The organism is Streptomyces sp. NPDC088147, from assembly GCF_044741565.1.
Taxonomy (GTDB): Bacteria; Actinomycetota; Actinomycetes; order Streptomycetales; family Streptomycetaceae; genus Streptomyces.
Genome location: NZ_JBIUSY010000013.1, coordinates 127,283 through 148,432 on the forward strand (window position 1 = coordinate 127,283; position 21,150 = coordinate 148,432).

General features: G+C 70.7%; 2 protein-coding genes. Both read left to right on the plus strand.

What is annotated here, in order from left to right:
- Positions 1 to 75: 75 nt before the first annotated feature.
- Positions 76 to 17,805, plus strand: a complete 17,730-nt coding sequence (locus ACIOGX_RS35720; RefSeq protein ID WP_401918892.1) for a non-ribosomal peptide synthase/polyketide synthase — start codon at positions 76 to 78, stop codon at positions 17,803 to 17,805.
- Between the two features lie 49 nt (positions 17,806 to 17,854).
- A partial coding sequence (locus ACIOGX_RS35725) for an amino acid adenylation domain-containing protein (RefSeq protein ID WP_360419903.1) occupies positions 17,855 to 21,150 on the plus strand: 3,296 nt, incomplete at its 3' end.

The window sequence follows — 21,150 nt, forward strand, 5'->3', positions numbered from 1 at the left end:
ACATTCACGAGATATACGGGGAAAACAACGATGTTCGAGGGTGGGCAGTCGATGCCGTCAGTCCAGCACGTATCGATCGTGAGTGTGTTCGGGGACAGGGTGGCGGAGTCGCCGGGTTCGGTGGCTGTGGTGTGTGGTGGTGTGTCGTTGACGTATGGGGAGTTGGATGTTCGGGCTGGTCGGTTGGCTCGGGTGTTGGTGGGGTGTGGTGTGGGTGTGGAGTCGCGGGTGGGGTTGTTGTTGGAGCGGTCGGTGGATGTGGTGGTGGCGATGCTGGCGGTGGTGAGGGCGGGTGGTGCGTATGTGCCGTTGCACGGGTCGTATCCGGGGGAGCGGGTGCGGGAGGTGCTGGGGCGCAGCGGTGCGCTGGTGGTGGTGACGGACCGTGCGGTGGACGAGGTCGGCGGGGTGCCGGTTGTACGGGTGGATGCGGAGCCGTTCGCGGATGTGCGGCTTCCGGCTGTGGTTCCTGCTGGTGCGTTGGCGTATGTGATGTTTACGTCGGGGTCGTCGGGTGTGCCGAAGGGGGTGGCGGTGACGCATGGGGACATTGTGGCGTTGGCCGCTGATTCGCGGTGGTCGTCGGGTGCGCATGACAGGGTCCTGTTTCACTCTCCGCATTCCTTCGATGCGGCGACGTATGAGGTGTGGGTGCCGTTGTTGAATGGTGGGACGGTGGATGTGGCGGGGGCTGGGTTGAGTGTGTCGGTGGTGCGGGATGCGGTGGCGCGTGGGGTGTCGGGGCTCTTCCTGACGAAGGCGTTGTTTGATGTGCTGGCGGAGGAGGATGCGGGCTGTTTCGCGGGTTTGGGTGAGGTGTGGACGGGTGGTGAGGCGGCGTCGGGTATGGCGATGGGACGGGTGCTGGAAGCCTGCCCGGGTGTTGAGTTGGTGCATGTGTATGGTCCGACGGAGTCGACGACGTTCGCTGTCTGCGGACCGGTCACTGGCACCGATACCGAAGGTGCGGCGGTGCCTCTCGGGGGGCCGATGGACAACACGTCGGCGTATGTGCTTGACGGTGGGTTGCGGCCGGTCGGCGTGGGGGATTCCGGTGAGTTGTATCTCGGTGGTGGGGGTCTGGCGCGTGGGTATGACGGTCGTGCGGGACTGACGGCTGAGCGGTTTGTGGCGGATCCGTTCGGTTCCGGTGAGCGGCTGTATCGCACGGGTGATGTGGTGCGGTGGCGGTCGGACGGCCGGCTGGAGTTCCTGGGCCGGGACGATGGTCAGGTGAAGGTGCGGGGCTTCCGTATCGAGCTTGGTGAGATCGAGTCCGTGCTGTCGCGTCATGCGTCGGTGGGGCGGGTTTCGGTGGTCGTGCGGGAGGACCGGCCGGGGGTCAAGAGCCTGGTCGCCTACCTCGTACCGTCGGGTGAGCTGGATGTTTCGCTCGTACGTGAGCACGCTGCCGGGGTTCTGCCCGAGTACATGGTGCCGTCCGCGTTCGTCGTCCTGGACGAGCTGCCGCTGACGGTGAACGGAAAGGTCGACCGACGAGCACTTCCCGCGCCCGACGCAGAGGGGGGCGCGGAGTACGTGGCGCCCCGTTCCGACAAGGAACAGCTGCTGTGCCGGATCTGGGCCGAGGTTCTCGGGGTCGACCGCGTCGGCGTGCAGGACGATTTCTTCTCCCTCGGCGGGGACTCCATCACCGGCCTGAAGGTGATGCTTCGTGTCCAGAAGGCGGTCGGGTGCGAGCTGTCGACGAGGACGGTATTCGATCACCCCACCGTCTCCGCGATGGCTGAGGCCGTCGCACGGGCACAGACACCGGAGCGCGCTCACGCTTCGTCCCGGGCCACCGCGATCGCGCCCGCGTCCCGCGACCGTGAGCTTCCGCTCTCCTACGGCCAGGAACGTCTTTGGTTCCTTGACGACTTCGCGCCCGGAGGCGTCGAGTACAACACCGGGCTGGCGCTGCGTCTCGCCGGCCACTTGGACTTGGGCGCGCTGCGGACCGCGCTCGACGGCCTGACCGCGCGGCATGAGGCGCTGCGTACGACGTTCGGCGGTCGAGTGCAGACCGTGGAATCCACGGTGGCCGTGCCCTTGCGTGTCGTCGACCTCGGTGCGAAGAACGACGCCGACCGCCCGCACGCACTGGACAAGGCGCTGAGGACCGAGCAGTCGACGCCGTTCGACCTCGCGACCGGGCCCCTGTTCCGTGTGCTGGCGGTACGCCTCGGGGCGCGGGAACACGTCCTCGTCCTGTCGATGCACCACATCGTCACCGACGGCTGGTCGATGGGCGTCATCACGCGCGAGCTGGCGGCCCTCTACGCCGCTGCCGTACGGGGTGAGGACGCGGACCTGCCCGAGCTGCCGGTGCAGTATCCCGACTTCGCCGTATGGCAGCGTGAACGGCTCACCGGTGACGCGCACGCACGGCAACTCGACTACTGGCGCGCACAGTTGGACGGTCTACAGCCCCTGGAGCTGCCGACGGACCGGCCGCGCCCGGCGGTGCGCACCTCGGCCGGAGCACTCCACACCTTCCAGGTGCCGGGGGAGTTGGCCCGGCGCCTCACGCGTTCGGGCCAGCGGCGTGGGGCGAGTCTGTTCATGGTGCTGACGGCGGTGACGCAGTTGCTGTTGTCGCGGTACAGCGGTCAGCGGGATGTGGCGGTGGGCACGGTCGTCTCGGGGCGTGAGCGTGCGGAGTTGGAGGGCCTGGTCGGGTTCTTCGTCAACACCCTCGTCCTGCGGGCGCGCATCGATCAGGACCGGCACTCCTTCGATGACCTCCTTGACCACGTTCGTACGACGGCTCTTGACGCCTTCGCGCACCAGGAGGTGCCCTTCGACCGGGTGGTGGACGCGCTCGCACCGGAACGCGATCCGAGCCGGACCCCGCTGGTGCAGGCGCTGATCGTCCTCCAGAACTCGGTGGACATGGAAGGCGACTTCGCGGGCCTGGCCGCGCGGCGTGAGCCCGTGCCGCGGGAGTCGTCACGTTTCGACCTCACGCTGGAGTTCTGGGAATCCCCGAGCGGCCTCACCGCGGAACTGGAATTCAACACGGATCTGTTCGACGCGGAGACGGTTGAGCGGTTGTGCGGTCATTGGCTGGTGTTGGCGGAGCGGGTGGTGGCTGAGCCGTCGGTGCCTGTGGTGCGGGTGGGGATGTTGGGTGGGGCTGAGCTGGAGCGGTTGCTGATGGGGTGGGCCGGCCCGGGAGTCGGGGTCGGCGAGCGGTCGGTTGTGGAGCTGATCCAGGACCGTATCGCCGCGGCTCCCGGGGCGGTCGCGGTGCTCGGGGATCGTGGTGTCTCGCTGTCATATGGCGAATTGGGTGCCCGGGTGGATCGTCTGGCGGGGCACTTGGTGGCGTTGGGCGTGGGTGTGGAGTCGCGCGTGGGCGTGTCGCTGCCGAGGTCGGTGGACCTGGTGGTGGCGGCGCTCGCGGTGCTGCGGGCCGGTGGTGCGTACGTGCCGCTGGATCCGGAGTATCCGGCGGACCGGCTGGAGTTCATGAAGGCGGACAGCGGCGTCCGGGTGGTGGTGGACGAGGCGATGTTGGCCGGGCCGCTGTCGGCGGGCGCGGATGCGGGCGCGGGCGCGGACGCGCGGGAGGCTCTGTCGGCGTCCGGCTCTGTGCCGTTGTCGTCGGCGGCGTATGTGATTTATACGTCGGGTTCGACGGGTCGGCCGAAGGGTGTCGTTGTTCCGCATGCGGCGATGGCGGGTCTGGTGCGGTGGGCGGTGGATCTGGGTGAGGATCGTTTCAGGCGGACTCTGTTCTCGACGTCGCTGAACTTCGATGTGTCGGTGTTTGAGCTGTTCGGGACGTTGGCTGCTGGCGGGACGGTGGAGGTGGTCCGGGATGTTCTGGCGTTGACGGAGCGCGACGCGTGGAGTGGTTCCCTCATTTCCGCGGTGCCGTCGGCGTTTGCGGGGGTGCTGGGTCAGGAGTCCGCTGTTTCGGCGGAGATGGTGGTGTTGGCGGGTGAGGCGTTTCCGGCTGGTCTGCTGGAGCAGACGCGGCGGGCGATGCCGGGTGCGGTCGTGGCCAACATCTACGGTCCGACCGAGGCGACGGTGTACGCGACGGGCTGGTTCTCGGATGCTGACCGAGTGCCTGAGGGGCCGATGGTGCCGATCGGGCGCCCGGTGGCGGGTAAGGCCACGTACGTACTGGATGGCGGTTTGTCTCCGGCGCCGGTGGGTGTGTGGGGTGAGCTCTATCTCGGCGGCGGCCTCGCGCGTGGCTACCACGGGCGTTCGGGGTTGACGTCGGAGCGGTTCGTGGCGGATCCGTTCCGGTCCGGTGGCCGGTTGTACAGGACCGGGGATGTGGTGCGGTGGCGTGCGGACGGGACTCTGGAGTACGCGGGTCGTGGCGACGATCAGGTCAAGATGCGCGGGTTCCGTATCGAGCTGGGTGAGATCGAGAGCGTCTTGTCCTCCCATCCGTCCGTGGCCCAGTCCGTGGTGGTGGCGCGGGAGGACCGTCCGGGTGTGAAGCGCCTGGCCGCCTACCTGGTCGGCGTGGGGGATTCGCCCCTCGACGTGGCGGTCGTGCGTGAGCATGTGGCGTCGGCTCTGCCGGAGTACATGGTTCCGGCGGCCTTCGTTGTCCTGGACGCGCTGCCCTTGAATGCCAATGGCAAGCTTGACCGCCGCGCTCTGCCCGCGCCCGAGTTCGCCTCGGCCGACGCGGCTTACGTGGCGCCCCGTACCGAGTCCGAGCGGCTCTTGTGCGGGGTGTGGGCGGAGGTGCTCGGGCTGGAGCGGGTGGGGATCGAGGACAACTTCTTCGACCTCGGCGGCGACTCGATCATCAGTCTCCAGGTCGTCTCGCGCGCCCGCCGTGCCGGACTGGCCCTGTCCTCCCGCGATGTCTTCCTCCACCCCACCATTTCCACCCTCGCCACCAAGGCCGGCCAGGTCGACACGGGTCCCGCCCTGCTCACGGAGAGCGGCCTCGTCACCGGAGCCGTGGGGACAACTCCCGTACGGGAGTGGTTCTTCGACACGCACCCGGTGTCTCCGGAGCACTTCAACATGGGAGCCGGCTTCACCCTGTCTCCCGCCACGGACCTCGATGCTCTGCGGGCGGCCGTCGCCGCGCTGCTCGCCCAGCACGACGCGTTGCGCAGCACGTTCACCCGGACCGCCGAAGGAGCCTGGACCGGGCACATCATGCCTGCCGTCGACCTCGACGCGGTCTTCGCCGTCCATGCGTGCGGCCCTGAGGAGTGGCCCGCGCTCGTCGCGGCGGCCCATGCCGGACTCGACCTGGAACGTGGGCCGTTGGTCCGCGTCCTCGTGGGAGTGACGGATCCGGAGGCGCCGGTCCGGGTCGTTCTCGCCGCGCACCATCTGGTGGTCGACGGCGTGTCCTGGCGCATCCTGCTGGAGGACCTGGAGTCCGCCTACGAGCGGATCGTGACCGGCCGAGAGCCCGATCTGGGGCCCAAGGGCACCTCCGTACGGCAGTGGGCCGCGCGGCTGGCCGAGCACACCGCCGCGGGTGGCTTCGACGCTCAACTGCCGTACTGGCTGGAGACGACGGCCCGCGCCACCACCCAACTGCCCGTGGACCGTCCCGGTGGCGACAACACGGTGAAGTCCGAGCGTTCGGTGTCCGTGCGGCTGTCCGCCGAGGAGACCCGGGAGCTGTTGCAGCGCGTCCCGGCGGTGTACCGGACGCGGCCCAACGACGTACTGCTCTCTGCGCTGGTACGCGCCGCGGGACCGTGGGCCGGTGGCGCGCGATGGGCCGTCGACATCGAGGCACACGGCCGCGAGGAGATCTTCGACGACACCGATCTGACCCGTACCGTCGGCTGGTTCACCTCCATCCACCCGGTCGTCCTGGACGTGCCGGGGGACGAGGGAGCGGACTGGCGCGGCACCATCCGGGCGGTCAAGGAGCGGCTCAGGGCGGTACCGGACCAGGGCGTCGGCTACGGCGCGCTGCGCCATCTCCGGTGGCCGGAAGGTGAGATGAGCACGGGCGGGGGAGCCGGTCTCAGCACCGCCCCCGTTCCCGAGCTGGCCTTCAACTACCTCGGGCACTTCGGCGGAGCGGACGACACCGGCGACGGCTGGTACCGCTCGCTCGTCCTGAACCCGGGCGGCGAGCACCACACCGCCGAGCAGCGGAGCCATGTGCTGGAGGTGGTGGGCGCGGTCCAGGACGGCGTGCTGGCCTTCACCTGGTCGTACTCGGCGAATCTGCACGACCGGGAGACGGTGCGGAGCCTCGCCGAGCGGTTCACCGCCGAGCTGCGGTCGCTCATCGCCCACTGCGCGGAGCCGGATTCGGGTGGCTGCTCCCCGTCGGACTTCCCACTCGTACGGCTCACCCGGGCCGAGATCGATCGGATCGCCGGCGACGGCCGGGACATCGAGGACGTCTATCCGCTGACGCCCCTTCAGGCGGGGATGTTGTTCCACTCGCTGAACTCGCCCGGCTCGGCCGCGTATCTCGAACAGTTCACGTTCGTCATGGACGGAGTCGCGGACCTGGACGCCCTGGCGCGTGCCTGGCAGCGTGTGGTCGACGCCTCGGACGCGCTGCGGGTGTCGATCGCCTGGGAAGGGCTGTCCGAGCCGGTCCAGATCGTGCACCGACGTGCCGAGATGCCCGTCGCCCGCGTCGACTGGACCGGCCGCTCGGAGGCCGAGCGCTCCGCACTGTGGGCCGCGCTCGTCGCCGAGGACCGCGCCGCCGCAGGACTGGATCCGGGCAGTGCCCCGCTCACCCGTGTCACCCTGGCCCGGCTGCCGGGGGAGCGGGTACAGGTGCTCTGGTCGTTCCACCACATCCTGCTGGACGGATGGAGCAGCGCCGCGGTGCTGTCGGACGTCGCGGTGGAGTACGCGGCGCTCGTCTCGGAGGGGGGTGCTCCCGGCCCGGTCGACGGCTCGGTGGACCGCGCGGTGGACGGCTCGGTGGACCGACCGCTGAACGGCTCGGTGGACCGACCGGTGGACCGCGCGGTCCGGCCCGTGCGCGGGGCGTTCCGGGAACACCTCAGGTGGCTGGCCGGACGGGACCAGGAGGAGGGGCGCGCGTTCTGGCGGAGCCGGCTCGCCGGCTTCGAGGAGCCGTCCGCGCTGCCCTTCGACCGCACGCCGGACAGCGCGCACCGCGCCCGCTCGACGGACCGGGTGACCCTGCGCCTGCCCGCGGCGACCGCGCGCGCCGTGGTGGACTTCGCGCGCCGCAGCAGGGTGACCGTCGGCACGATGGTGCACGGCGCCTGGGCGCTCACGCTCTCGCAGTACGCCGGGTCGTTCGATGTCGTGTTCGGTACGACGGTGTCAGGACGCCCGGCCGACCAGCCGGGCGCCGAGAGCACGGTGGGGCTGTTCATCAACACCCTGCCCGTACGGATCGCCGCCACGCCCGCCGAGCCGGTGACGCGCTGGCTGCGGCGGATCGGTGACGAGCAGGCGGAGGCGCGGCAGTACGAGTACGTCGCGCTCCACGAGATCACCACCGATGTGCCCTCCGGCGCCGCGCTCTTCGACAGCCTGGTCGTCGTCGAGAACTACCCCGTGGACACGGACGCCGCCGCACGCCACGGCATCGTCCTGTCCGGTCTCGACGCGGTCGAGTCGACGAACTATCCGCTGACACTCACCGCTCGCGCCGGCGAGGGAACGGCGCAGGAGACGGCGCAGGAGACGGCGGAGGAGACGGGGGAGGGATTCGTCCTCACCTTCGGGTACGACCCGGAGCTGTTCGACGCCGACACGGTACGGCGACTGGCGGCGCGCTGTGCGCGGGCGCTCGACGAGCTGGCCGAGGACGGGGAACGTGCCGTCGGCACACTGACACTGCTCGGCGAGGACGAGCGCGCCCGGGTGCTCGGGGAGTGGAGCGGCGCTCCCGCCACTGCTGCGGATGCCGCACCGGTGCCGTCGACCGGGCGTCCCGCGTCGGTGACGGATGTGTTCCGCGCGCGGGTGGCCGCGTCGCCGGACGCCCCCGCGGTGAAGTTCCGTGACGCGACGCTGAGTTACCGTCAGCTGGACCGGCGGGCGGACCGGCTCGCTCACGCGCTCCTGGAGCGCGGCGTGGGCGCGGGCTCGCGGGTCGGGCTGCTGCTGGCACGGTCGCCCGAGGTCGTGGTGGCGATGCTCGCGGTGCTGAAGGCGGGCGCCGCGTACGTACCGCTGCACGCGGCGCACCCGGCCCGGCGGATGCGGGACGTGCTGGAGCGCAGCGGTGCGGAACTGCTGCTGACCGACGGGTCGGTGCGGGCACCGGAGGGCGTGGCCGTGCTCGATATGAACGATGCGGGGGTGGGTGCCGAAGCTCCTCCCGCGCCTGTGTCCGTGCCAGTGTCCGCGCCCGCGCCCGCGCCCGAGTCCGAGCCCGAGTCCGTATGCGCGTCTGCCGATGTCTCGCCGGAGGCGCCGGCGTATGTGATGTTCACGTCCGGGTCGACCGGGACACCGAAGGGCGTGGTCGTCACCCACGGCGGTGTGGCCGCCCTCGCGGCCGACCGGCGATTCGACTCGGCGGCACACCGGCAGGTGCTCTTCCACTCCCCGCACTCCTTCGACGCGGCGACGTACGAGGTGTGGGGGCCCCTGCTGAACGGCGGATGTGTCGTCGTCGCCGACGAAGAGCTGACCGCCCCGGCCGTACGGCGCGCCGCGGAGCGTGGTGTCACGGCGGTGTTCGTCACGACCGCGCTCTTCGGGGCGCTCGCGGACGAGGACCCCGGATGCTTTGCGGGACTGCGCGAAGTGTGGACCGGCGGCGAGGCGGCATCGGCGCCCGCGATGACGCGGATGCGCGCACACTGCCCGGACACCGAGCTGGTGCATGTGTACGGGCCGACGGAGACCACGACCTTCGCGCTGTGCGGACCGGTCGCGGCCGGGGACGTCTCGGGCGGGCCGGTTCCGCTGGGCGGTCCGATGGACGACACTCTGGCCTACGTACTGGACGGTGCCCTGCGCCCGGTCGGCGCCGGTGTGCCGGGCGAACTGTATCTGGGCGGTTCGGGGCTGGCACGCGGGTACGACGGCCGGGCCGGGCTGACGGCGGAGCGGTTCGTGGCCAGCCCGTTCGCGGCGGGCGGACGGCTGTACCGGACCGGCGATGTCGTACGCCGAAGGACCGACGGCCGAGTGGAGTTCCTCGGCCGGAACGACGGCCAGGTGAAGATACGCGGCTTCCGTATCGAACTCGGCGAGATCGAAGCACTTCTGACGGGGCGCCAGGACGTTGGTGCGGTGGCGGTCGTGGCCCGCGAGGACCGTCCGGGCATGAAGCGGCTCGTGGCCTACCTGGTCCCGGCGGGCGGCTCGGCGCTGGACATGACCTCCGTACGTGAGCAGCTGGCGGCGGCGCTCCCCGCGTATATGGTGCCGTCCGCGTTCGTCGAGTTGGAAGCGCTCCCCCTCACCGTGAACGGCAAGGTCGACCGGCGGGCCTTGCCCGCTCCCGGACAAGGGAGTTGGAGCGGAAACGGGGGCGAGAGCGGCGACGAGGATCCGTACGTGGCTCCGCGCCCCGGAGCGGAAGAGCTGCTCGCCGGGATCTGGCGCGCGGTGCTCGGCACCGAACAGGTGGGCGCGCACGACGACTTCTTCGCGCTCGGCGGCGACTCCATCAGCGCCCTCAAGGTCGTCTCCCGTCTCCGTGCCGCCCTGGGAGCCGGGCTCTCACCGAGGGCGCTGTTCGACCATCCGACCGTCGCGCGCCTTGCTGCCGCGGTGACGTCCGGGGAACAGCTGTCCGCCGCCGGCTCCGCACCGGACGGCAGCGGCATCACCCCGGCCCCACGGGACGGTCGGCCCCTTCCCCTGTCGTACGCACAGGAACGGCTGTGGTTCCTGGACGAGTTCACCCCCGGAGGCGCCGAGTACAACGTCGTCACCACCCTCCGGCTGACCGGCACACTCGATCTGCCTGCGCTGCGGTCGGCCGTCTCGGGGCTGGTGGCCAGGCACGAGGCGCTGCGCACCACCTTCGACTCAGCCGACGGGCGCGGTGTGCAGAAGGTGCACCCGGAGCTCGACGTCACGGTACGTATCGCACAGGCGCACGGGGCGGCCGAGCTTGACGCCCTGCTCCGCGCCGAGGCGGCGGCCCCCTTCGACCTGCGCACCGGTCCGCTGCTGCGCGCGCTCCTGGTGCCGGAGGAGACCCCCGCCCCCTCGTCGTCCTGCCTGCTGATGCTGACGATGCATCACATCGTCACGGACGGCTGGTCGATGGGTGTGATCACGCGTGAGCTGAGCGAGCTGTACGCGGCGGCACTGCGCGGTGGGGCCGCGGACTTGCCGGCGCTGCCGGTGCAGTACCCCGACTACGCGGTCTGGCAGCGCGAGCGGCTCACGGGCGCCGCCCTCGACACGCATCTGGAGTACTGGCGCGAGCACCTCAGGGAACTTCCCGTACTCGAACTGCCCACCGACCGGCCCCGCCCCGCCGTACGGACCGGGCGCGGGGCGCTGCATACGTTCCGCGTTCCGGAGGAGCTGACGACCGCGCTCACGGAGGCGGCGGGGAGGCGGGGCGCCACCCTGTCGATGGCGCTGACGGCGGTCACTCAGCTCCTGCTTGCGCGCTACAGCGGACAGAACGACCTCGCTGTCGCCACGGCCGTCTCGGGCCGGGAACGTACCGAACTCGAAGGGCTCGTCGGCTTCTTCGTCAACACGCTGGTTCTACGGTCGCGCATCGATGCCTCCGCCGACTTCGACGCTCTGCTCACACAGGTACGGGAGACCACGCTCGCCGCGTTCGCCCATCAGGACGTGCCGTTCAGCCGGCTGGTCGAGGAACTGGACCCCGAGCGCGATCCCAGCCGTACCCCACTCGTGCAGGCGGCGGTCACGCTCCAGAACGCGCCCAGAGAGACCTTCGCGCTGCCCGGACTGCGGGTCGAGGAGACGCTTCCCCCTGTGGAGACGGCGCAGTTCGACCTGAACATCGAGTTCGAACCGGTCCCGGGAGGCGGCCTGTTCGCCGTGGTCTCGTACAGCACGGATCTGTTCGATGCGGGGACGGTTGGGCGGATGGTGGGGCATTGGCTGGGTTTGGCGGGTGGGTTGGTGGTTGCGGGGTCGGGTGGGGTGTTGGGTGAGGTGTCGATGGTGGGGGTGGCTGAGCGGGAGTGGGTGGTGGGTGCGGGGCGTGGTGTGGTGGGTGTGGTGTCGGGTGGTTCGGTGGTGGAGGGGTTCGCGGGTCGGGTGGCGGAGTCGCCGGGGTCGGTGGCCGTGGTGTGTGGCGATGTGTCGTTGACGTATGGGGAGTTGGATGCTCGGGCCGGTCGGCTGGCTCGGGTGCTGGTGGGGTGTGGTGTGGGTGTGGAGTCGCGGGTGGGGTTGTTGTTGGAGCGGTCGGTGGATGTGGTGGTGGCGATGGTTGCGGTGGTGAGGGCGGGTGGTGCGTATGTGCCGTTGCATGGGTCGTATCCGGGGGAGCGGGTGCGGGAGGTGCTGGGGCGTAGTGGTGCGGTGGTGGTGGTGACGGACCGTGCGGTGGACGAGGTCGGTGGGGTGCCGGTTGTACGGGTGGATGCGGAGCCGGTGGGGGATGTGCGGCTTCCGGTTGTGGTTCCTGCTGGTGCGTTGGCGTATGTGATGTTTACGTCGGGGTCGTCGGGTGTGCCGAAGGGTGTGGCGGTGACGCATGGGGATGTGGTGGCGTTGGCTGCTGATTCCCGGTGGTCGTCGGGTGCGCATGGGCGGGTGTTGTTCCACTCTCCGCATTCCTTTGATGCGGCGACGTATGAGGTGTGGGTGCCGTTGTTGAACGGTGGCACGGTGGATGTGGCCGGGGCCGAGCTGAGTGTGTCGGTGGTGCGGGAAGCGGTGGCGCGTGGGGTGTCGGGGCTCTTCCTGACGAAGGCGTTGTTTGATGTGCTGGCGGAGGAGGATGCGGGATGCTTCGCGGGTTTGGCTGAGGTGTGGACGGGGGGTGAGGCGGCGTCGGGTGTGGCGATGGGGCGGGTGCTGGAAGCCTGCCCGGGTGTTGAGTTGGTGCATGTGTATGGTCCGACGGAGTCGACGACGTTCGCGGTGTGCGGGCCGGTCACTGGCACCGATACCGAGGGTGCGGCGGTGCCCCTCGGGGGGCCGATGGACAACACGTCGGCGTACGTTCTCGATGGTGCGTTGCGGCTGGTGGGTGTGGGTGTGCCGGGTGAGTTGTATCTGGGTGGTGGGGGTCTGGCGCGTGGGTATGACGGTCGTTCGGGGTTGACGGCTGAGCGGTTTGTGGCGGATCCGTTCGGTTCCGGTGAGCGGCTGTATCGCACGGGTGATGTGGTGCGGTGGGGGCCGGATGGGCGGCTGGCGTTCCTGGGCCGGAGCGATGGTCAGGTCAAGATCCGTGGGTTCCGTATCGAGCTTGGTGAGATCGAGTCCGTGCTGTCGCGTCACGTGTCGGTGGGGCGGGTCTCGGTGGTCGTGCGGGAGGACCGGCCGGGGGCGAAGCGCCTGGTCGCCTACCTCGTACCGTCCGGGGACCTGGACGTGACTGACGTACGTGAGCACGCTGCCGGGCTTCTGCCCGAGTACATGGTGCCGTCCGCGTTCGTCGTCCTGGACGCGTTGCCCCTGACCACGAACGGCAAGGTCGATCAGCGGGCGCTTCCGGCCCCCGATCTCTCCATGGAAGGGGAGTACGTCGCCCCCCGCACGGATGCGGAACGGGCACTGTGCGAGGTCTGGGCCGACGTCCTCGGCAGGGAACGGGTGGGCGTCCACGACAACTTCTTCTCCCTCGGCGGGGATTCCATCTCCAGCCTCCAGGTGGTCTCCCGGGCCCGTCGCGCCGGGCTGGATCTCACCTCCCGGGATGTGTTCCTTCGCCAGAACATCGCCGACCTCGCGGCCTCGGCGACGACCGCCGCCCCACGGAGCGCCTCGCTCGCGCCGCAGGGGGCGGTGAGCGGACCGGTGGGGCCGACGCCCATCCGTGACTGGTTCTTCGCCCACCACCCCGTCGCGCCGCACCACTTCGCCATGTCGATGGGCTTCGAGCTGGCCATCGGTACCGATCCCGCTCATCTGCGGTCGGCGGTCGCCGCCCTGCTGGCGCAGCACGACGCCCTGCGGTCGACCTTCACGCCCTCCACCGGGGCGGAACGCGCCGCGCACACGCGTGGCTGGGCGGGCCGTATCGCTCCTGCCGTGGACGTCGACGCGGTGTTCTCCGTCCATGACCTCACCGGCGCCGACGATGCCGAGAACGTGTGGCAGGAGAAGGTACTCGCCGCACAGTCCGGGATGGACCTGTCCCGCGGGCCCCTGTTCCGTGTGCTCGTCGGGGACCTGGGGCCGGCGCGCCCCGCACGGTTGTTCATCGCCGCGCACCACCTGCTCGTCGACGGTGTGTCGTGGCGCATCCTGCTGGAGGACCTGACCACCGCGTACGCGCAAGCCGCGGCCGGCGGCCCCGTCCGCCTCGGGGAGAAGAGCGCGTCCGTACAGCAGTGGTCGGAGCGGCTGGCCGAGCATGTCGCCGCGGGCGGCTTCGACGACCAGGCCGGCTACTGGCGGACGGTGACGGACACGGAGGCCACGGAGCTGCCGGTCGACCTCCCGGGCGGCGGCAACACGATGGCCGCGCAGGCCACCGTAGAAGTCACCCTGGACGCGGAGGAGACCGAGGCCCTGCTGCACCGCGTGCCCGATGTGTACCGGACACGCACCGATGACGTACTACTGGCAGCGCTCGCCCGCACACTGCGGACCTGGACCGGCCGGGAGCGCACCGCCGTCGCCGTCGAAGGACACGGCCGCGAGGAGCTGTTCGGCGACCTCGATCTGACCCGGACGGTCGGCTGGTTCACCTCGATCCATCCCGTTGCCCTCGCGCTTCCCGACGGCGACGACCGGGCAGCGGCGCTCATGTCGGTGAAGGAACAGTTGAGAGCGGTGCCCGACCGAGGTCTCGGGTACGGCGCGCTGCGCCATCTCTCCGCCGACGGATCCCCTGGCCGTGTGCTCGCCGACGCCGCCGAGCCGCGCATCAGCTTCAACTACCACGGCAGATTTGACGGATCACCCGACACGACCGGGCCGTTGCGCGCGCCCCTGCCCGACGTCGGGCAGGATCACCATCCGGCCGAGGAACGCGCGCATCTGATCGATGTGATCGGTGTGGTCACCGCGGGCCGGCTGACCTTCACCTGGACGTACTCGGCCGAGGTGCACCGCCCCGCGACCATCGAGCGGCTGGCCCGGGACTTCGCCTCGGAGATCAGCGGTTTCGTACGGCACTGCGCGCGGCCCGACGCGGGCGGCCGTACCCCCTCGGACTTCCCGCTCGTCCGGCTCGACCAGGCCACCGTGGACGCGCTCGTGGGGGTGGGCCCCGCGGTGCGGGACTCGGCGGTGGAGGACATCTATCCGCTGACGCCCATGCAGAGCGGCATGCTGCTGCACACCCTCACCGAGCCGGGTGTCTATCTCGACCAGGTGTCGTTTCTGCTGGAGGGCGCCGATGATCCCGCGCTGCTCGCCACCGCCTGGCAGCGGCTCGTGGACGCGACGCCCGCGCTCCGTACGCGACTCGTGTGGGACGGCGTGCCCGAGCCCCTTCAGGTGGTCCTGCGGCACGCGACCGTGGCGATCCGGCAACTGGACTGGACCGGCCTCGAAGGCGCGGCCGATCCCGGTGTCGACGCTGAGGCCGATCCCAACGCCGATTCCGGTGCCGACGCCGACACTGATCCCGTGGCCGGTCCCGGCGCTGCCCCCGGCGTCGACGAACACACCTCGCGGCTGCGCGAGCTGATGGACGAGGAACACGCGGCGGGCATCGACCTGACCGCCGCCCCGCTGATGCGGCTCGTGCTGATACGCGTGCGGGAGGGCGCCGTCCGTGTCGTGTGGACCTTCCACCATGTGGTGCTCGACGGCTGGAGCACCTCACAGATCTTCGAGGACGTCTTCGCCCAGTACCGTGCGCTCGGTACGGGTACGGGTACGGGCGGTGCCGCGCCCCTGGCCGCCCGGCCGCCGTTCCGGGACTACGTGGAGTGGCTGAGCAGGCAGGACACGGCGGCGGCGCGGGAGTACTGGCGCGGGGCGCTGGCGGGATTCGGCTCGCCGACCCCCTTGCCCGTCGACCGCCGTCCCGCCCCCGGCCACCGGCCCCACGCCGCCGAGCGGGTACGGATCGAGCTGTCCACCGACGATGCCGGGGCGCTGACGGAGATGGCCGGACGTCACCGGCTCACCCTCAACTCGGTGGTGCAGGGCGCCTGGGCGCTGCTGCTGTCCCGCTACGCGGGCGAGGCCGATGTGTGCTTCGGCGCCACCGTGTCCGGGCGCCCCGCCGACCTCCCCGGCATGGAGTCCACCGTCGGCAACTTCCTCAACACACTGCCCGTACGGACCCGGGTCCTGGAGACCGGGAGCCTTCTCGACTGGCTCGGCCGGCTCCAGACCGAGCAGGCCGAGGCGAGAAGCCATGAGCATCTCGCGCTGCGGGAGGTGCGCGACTGCGCAGAACTGCCGCGCGGCACCGAACTCTTCGAGAGCATCGTCGTCTTCGAGAACTACCCCGGCAACGAGGAGGCCGCCGCCGCGCACGGACTGCGGGTCACCGATGTGCACGCGGTCGACACCGCGGGCTACCCGCTGGATCTGACCGCCTACGTGGACGCGGACAAGCTGGCGCTGGTGCTCGCGTACGATCCCGCGCTGTTCGACCACGACCGCATCGAGCACATGGCCGAGCACCTGGCCGTGCTGCTGCGCGGCATGCCGGGCAGCACGCACCGGCCGCCCGCCGAACTGCCCCTGCTCTCGGAGGACGGGCGCGACCGGCTGTTGCGTGGCAACGGCAACGGCAACGGCAACGGCGAAGGTAAAGGTAAAGGTACGGGTGAGGGCTGGAGCGGTCGCCGGATCCCCTACGAACACTCCAGCTGTCTGCATGAACTCATCGCCGCGCAGGCGCGCAGCACGCCCGACGCGGAGGCGGTGGTGTTCGGCACGTCCGCGCTCACGTACGCCGAACTCGACTCGCGTGCCAACCGGCTCGCCCAGTACCTGGTCACGCGGGGCGTGGGCCCGGAGACGGTCACCGCCATCTGTCTGGAACGCGGCCCGGACATGGTGGTGGCCCTGCTGGCCGTGCTCAAGGCGGGCGGCGCGTACGTTCCGCTCGATCCCGCCCACCCCGCCGAGCGGCTGGCGTACGTCCTCACCGACAGCGCGGCCCGGCTGGTGATCACGCAACGGTCCCTCGTCGGCGGACTCCCGGCCGGGCCCGCGCCGCTGCTTCCTCTGGACGAGCGGTGGGACCTGATCGCCGGGCTGCCGGACCGGACGCCCGAGACCGGGGTCACCCCGCGCGACATCGCGTATGTCATCTACACCTCGGGGTCCACCGGACGGCCCAAGGGCGTGATGGTCGAGCACCGCAGCATCAGCCATGGCGCGGCGTCCTGGAACGCGGCGTACGGGTTCACCGGCGGCGGAGAGGGGAGGACCGGAGGCGGCGGCGAGGGGAGGACCGGAGGCGGCGGGGGGAAGACCGCCGGCGGAGAGCGGAAGACCGACGGGCCCGTACGGCAGCTCAACGTGGCCAGCATGTCCTTCGACGTGTTCGTCTCCGACCTGGTGCATGCCCTCTGCCACGGCGGCGCCCTGGTCATCGCACCGTCCGAGGCCATCGCCGACCCCGCGCGACTGCTCACCCTCATGCGGACCGCGCGCGTCACCCATCTCGACACTGTTCCGGCGCTGGCCACCGCGCTCGCCGACGAGGCGGCGCGCCACGGCGAGGGCCTTCCCCCGCTGCGCGTGCTGGCGGCCGGCGCGGATCTCTGGCGTACCGACGACTGCCGACGGCTCCTGGACGAGGCCGCCGAGGGCACCACCGTGCTCAACACCTACGGGGTGACCGAGGCCACGGTCGAATCCTCGCTCTATCCGGCGGTACGAGGAGCGCTGCCCGACACCGCCGGTGTGCCGATCGGCAGGCCGAACCCGGGCATCCTGATGTATCTCCTCGACAGCGCGCTGCGGCCCGTGCCGGTCGGTGTGACCGGAGATCTCTACCTGGGCGGTCCCAGTGTGGCCCGGGGATATCTGAACCGGCCGGAACTCACCGCGCAGCGGTTCGTCGCCGATCCTTTCGGCGCGGATCCGGCCGAGCGGCTGTACCGGACCGGCGACCGCGCCCGCTATCTGCCGGACGGCGCCATCGAGTTCGCCGGTCGCGCCGACGAGCAGATGAAGATCCGCGGCTTCCGTATCGAGCCGGGTGAGATCGAGTCGGCGCTGCGACAGCATCCCTCCGTGGCCCGCGCGGTGGTAGCGGCGCGGCAGGACGACGGCGGCGCGGCGCGGCTGGTCGGCTACGCGGTGGTACGGGACGGTCACACCTTCGCCCCGGGCGAGCTGCGCGCCCATCTCAAGGGACTGCTGCCCGGCTACATGGTGCCGTCGGTGTTCATGGAGCTGACCAGCCTGCCGCTGAACGCCAACGGCAAGGTCGACCGGAGGGCTCTGCCCGCCCCGGATCCCGCCGCCCAGGCCGACACCGCGTACCTCGCACCGCGCACGCCGGGAGAGGACGTGCTCGCCGGTATCTGGCAGGAGGTGCTGGGCGTGGACCGCGTCGGCGTCGAGGACGACTTCTTCGACCTCGGCGGCAATTCGATTCAGATCCTGCAGATCAACTCCCGGATCAGAACCGCGTTCGGGGTGGGGTTCTCCGTCCGCGCCTTCTACGACTCCCCGACGGTGGCCGGTCTCGCGGTCGCGGTGGAGGAGCACATCCTCCAGGAACTCGAAGACTCGATACGGCAAGAGCAGCCCGAGCAGCACCAGCGGCCCGAGCAGCATGAGCGGCCCGAGTAGCAAGAGCAGCAAGAGAACTGAGCAACAAGCGGTAACTGGAGGGGGATTCATGAACACGGCGTCCTCGCCGAACTGGAAGTCCGTATCCGTGGCGGAGGGGCGCCCCGTACCGGAGAGCTGGAACGACACCGTACGGCGGGACCTGCTCGGCACCACCGTGCTCGGGACGGTGGAGCGCTGGGCCAGGGACACCCCGGACGCCATCGCGGTCGAGGACGAGGGAACCGGGGACCTCTTCGCCCTGACGTACCGTCAACTCAACGAACGGGCAACGCGATTGGCCCATCAGCTGCGTGCGCGCGGCGTCGGCGGCGAAGCCCGCGTCGGCGTCTGTCTCGACCGGTCGGCCGAGCTGATCGTGGCGCTGCTCGCCGTACTGAAGGCAGGCGGTACGTATGTGCCGATCGACCCCGGCTACCCGGCCGACCGCATCGACTACATGCTCGCGGACAGCACCCCACAAGTACTGATCGCCCGGCACGGCACACTCCCCCTCCGGGCCGGTGGAGCGACGCCCCCCGTCCTGGAACCGGACCCTCTCGACACCGAGCCGGCCGACCTCCACGCGACGGCGCCCGCATCCGCCATCGGGGCGGACACCGCCGCGTACATGATCTACACCTCCGGTTCGACCGGACGGCCCAAGGGCGTGATGGTGCCGCACGGCGGTCTGCTCGGGCTCGCCGTCGCCCATGTCGAGGCGCTCGGGCTCCGAGCGGACAGCCGGGTGCTCCAGTATGTCTCGCCGAGCTTCGACGTCTCCATGGCCGACATCATGATGACCCTCGCCGCGGGGGCCACCCTCGTACTGGCGCCGGGACAGCCCATGGGGGACGAGCTGCTGCGGCTGCTCTCCGAACGCCGCGTCACGCATCTCATGGTCCCGCCGGTCGTCCTCGGCACCGTACCCGAGGCCGAACTGCCCGACCTGCGGACCGTGGTGATCGGCGGCGAGACCTGCCCGGAGGATGTCGTCGCCCGCTGGTCGGCCGGCGGACGCCGGGTGATCAACGCGTACGGTCCGACCGAGGCCACCGTATGCGCCACCCTCAGCGCCCCGCTGTCCACCGACGCACCCGGCCCGTACCCGATCGGCGCGCCCATCGCCAACACCCGGGCCCACGTACTGGACGACACACTGCGCGCGGTACCGGTCGGTGCCTGGGGCGAGCTGTACCTCGGCGGCCCCCTGGCCCGTGGCTATCACGGGCGGGCCGGGCTGAGCGCCGGGCGGTTCGTCGCCGACCCGTACGCCTCGGGAGGCCGGCTCTACCGGACCGGGGACGTGGTGCGCTGGCGGCCGGACGGCGCGCTGGAGTACGGCGGGCGCAGCGACGACCAGGTGAAGGTACGCGGCCTGCGCATCGAACCCGGCGAGATCGAGGCGGTGCTGGCACGCCACCCGGCGGTACGTACCGCGGTCGTCGTCGCACGTGAAGACCTGCCGGGCGTCAAACGGCTCGTCGCCTATCTCGTGGCCGAGCCGGGCGCCGACGGAGAGCCCGGACAGCAGGGAGAGGTGAGCGCGGAGAACGGACCGGACCTGGGTGACGTGCGTGCGCATGTGGCCGCCGAACTGCCCGACTCCATGGTCCCCGCCGCCTTCGTCGTCCTCGACGCGCTCCCACTGACCGCCAACGGAAAACTCGACCGCCGTGCTCTGCCCGCGCCCGCGTACGGGGCACACGGCGCGCACGGGGCGTACGGAACCGAGTACGTCGCCCCGCGCACCGCGACCGAGCGGACGCTGTGCGGCATCTGGACCGAGGTACTGGGCGTCGAACGGGTGGGCGCCGAGGACGACTTCTTCGACCTCGGCGGTGACTCCATCCTCGCCCTCCAGGTCGTGTCCCGGGTGCGGGGCGCCCTCTCCGTCACGCTCCCCTGGCGCACGCTCTTCGACCATCCCACGGTGGCGGGCCTCGCCGGCCTCGTCGGCCTCGCCGAGCGGCGGGACACGGCGCACGCCGATGCCGGCCAGGTCGCCGTCGGCATCCCCGTCGCGGACCGGACCGCGCCGCTGCCGCTCGCCCCCGGACAGCAACGCCTCTGGTTCCTGCACGAGTTCACCCCCGGAAGCGTCGAGTACAACACCGCCGCCGCGCTGCGCCTCTCGGGCGAACTGGACGGATCCGCGCTGCGGGAGGCCGTCACGGATCTGGTGGCGCGGCACGAGACCCTGCGGACGACCTTCGAGACCGAGGAGGGCCGCCCGGTCCAGGTGGTGCATCCCGGCGCCGTCGTACCCGTACGCGCTCTCGATCTCTCGGCCCTCACGGAGAACGCGCGCGTCGCCGAACTCGACGCGGTGCTCCGGGCCGAGCAGGCCACCCCCTTCGACCTGCGCACCGGCCCACTGCTGCGCATCCTGACGATCCGGCTCGCACCCGCCGAACACGTGCTGGTCGCGACGCTGCACCACATTGTCACGGACGGCTGGTCGGTCGGGGTGCTCGTACGTGACCTGGGCGCCCTCTACGCCGCGCGGCTCGTCTCCACTGCCGTGCCCGCCTCCGTCCTCCTCGGCTCGACGCCCGCCGCGCTGACCGGCCTGCCCGAACTCCCGGTGCAGTACGCGGACTACGCGCTCTGGCAGCGGAACGCGCTCGCCGACACGTCGGTGGAGAGGCAACTCGACTACTGGCGGGGTAAGTTGCGGGACCTTCCCGCCCTCGACCTGCCGACCGACCGGCCGCGTCCCGCCGTCCGTAGCGCGGCCGGCGCGGTACACACCTTCGAGGTGCCCAAGGAACTGGCCGACGGCCTGGCCGCGCTGGGCCGCAGTGAACGCGCAAGCCTGTTCATGGTGCTCACGGCGGTGACGCAGTTGCTGCTGGCGCGGTACAGCGGCCGTCAGGACATCGCCGTCGGCACGGTCACCTCGGGGCGCGACCGCGAGGAGACCGAGAACCTGATCGGGTTCTTCGTCAACACCCTCGTCCTGCGCACACGGATCGACGAGTCGGGCTCGTTCAGGGACCTGCTCGCCTCCGTCCGGGACACCGCGCTGGAGGCGTACGCCCACCAGGACGTGCCGTTCGACCGGCTGGTGGACGAGTTCGCCCCCGAGCGCGACACCAGCAGGACCCCGCTGGTGCAGGCGGCCGTCGTCCTCCAGAACGCCTTCGGCGGGCTGACCGAGTTCGGCGGAATGCCCGCCGAACGGGTGTATGTGCCGCGCGAGTCCGCCCGGTTCGACCTCACCTTCGAGTTCTGGGGTCATGACGGGGGCCTCTCCGGCGAGATGGAGTACAGCACGGATTTGTTTGATGCGGTGTCGGTGGAGCGGTTGTGTCGTCATTGGGTTGAGTTGGCTGGTGTGGTGGTGGGTGGTTCGGGTGGTGT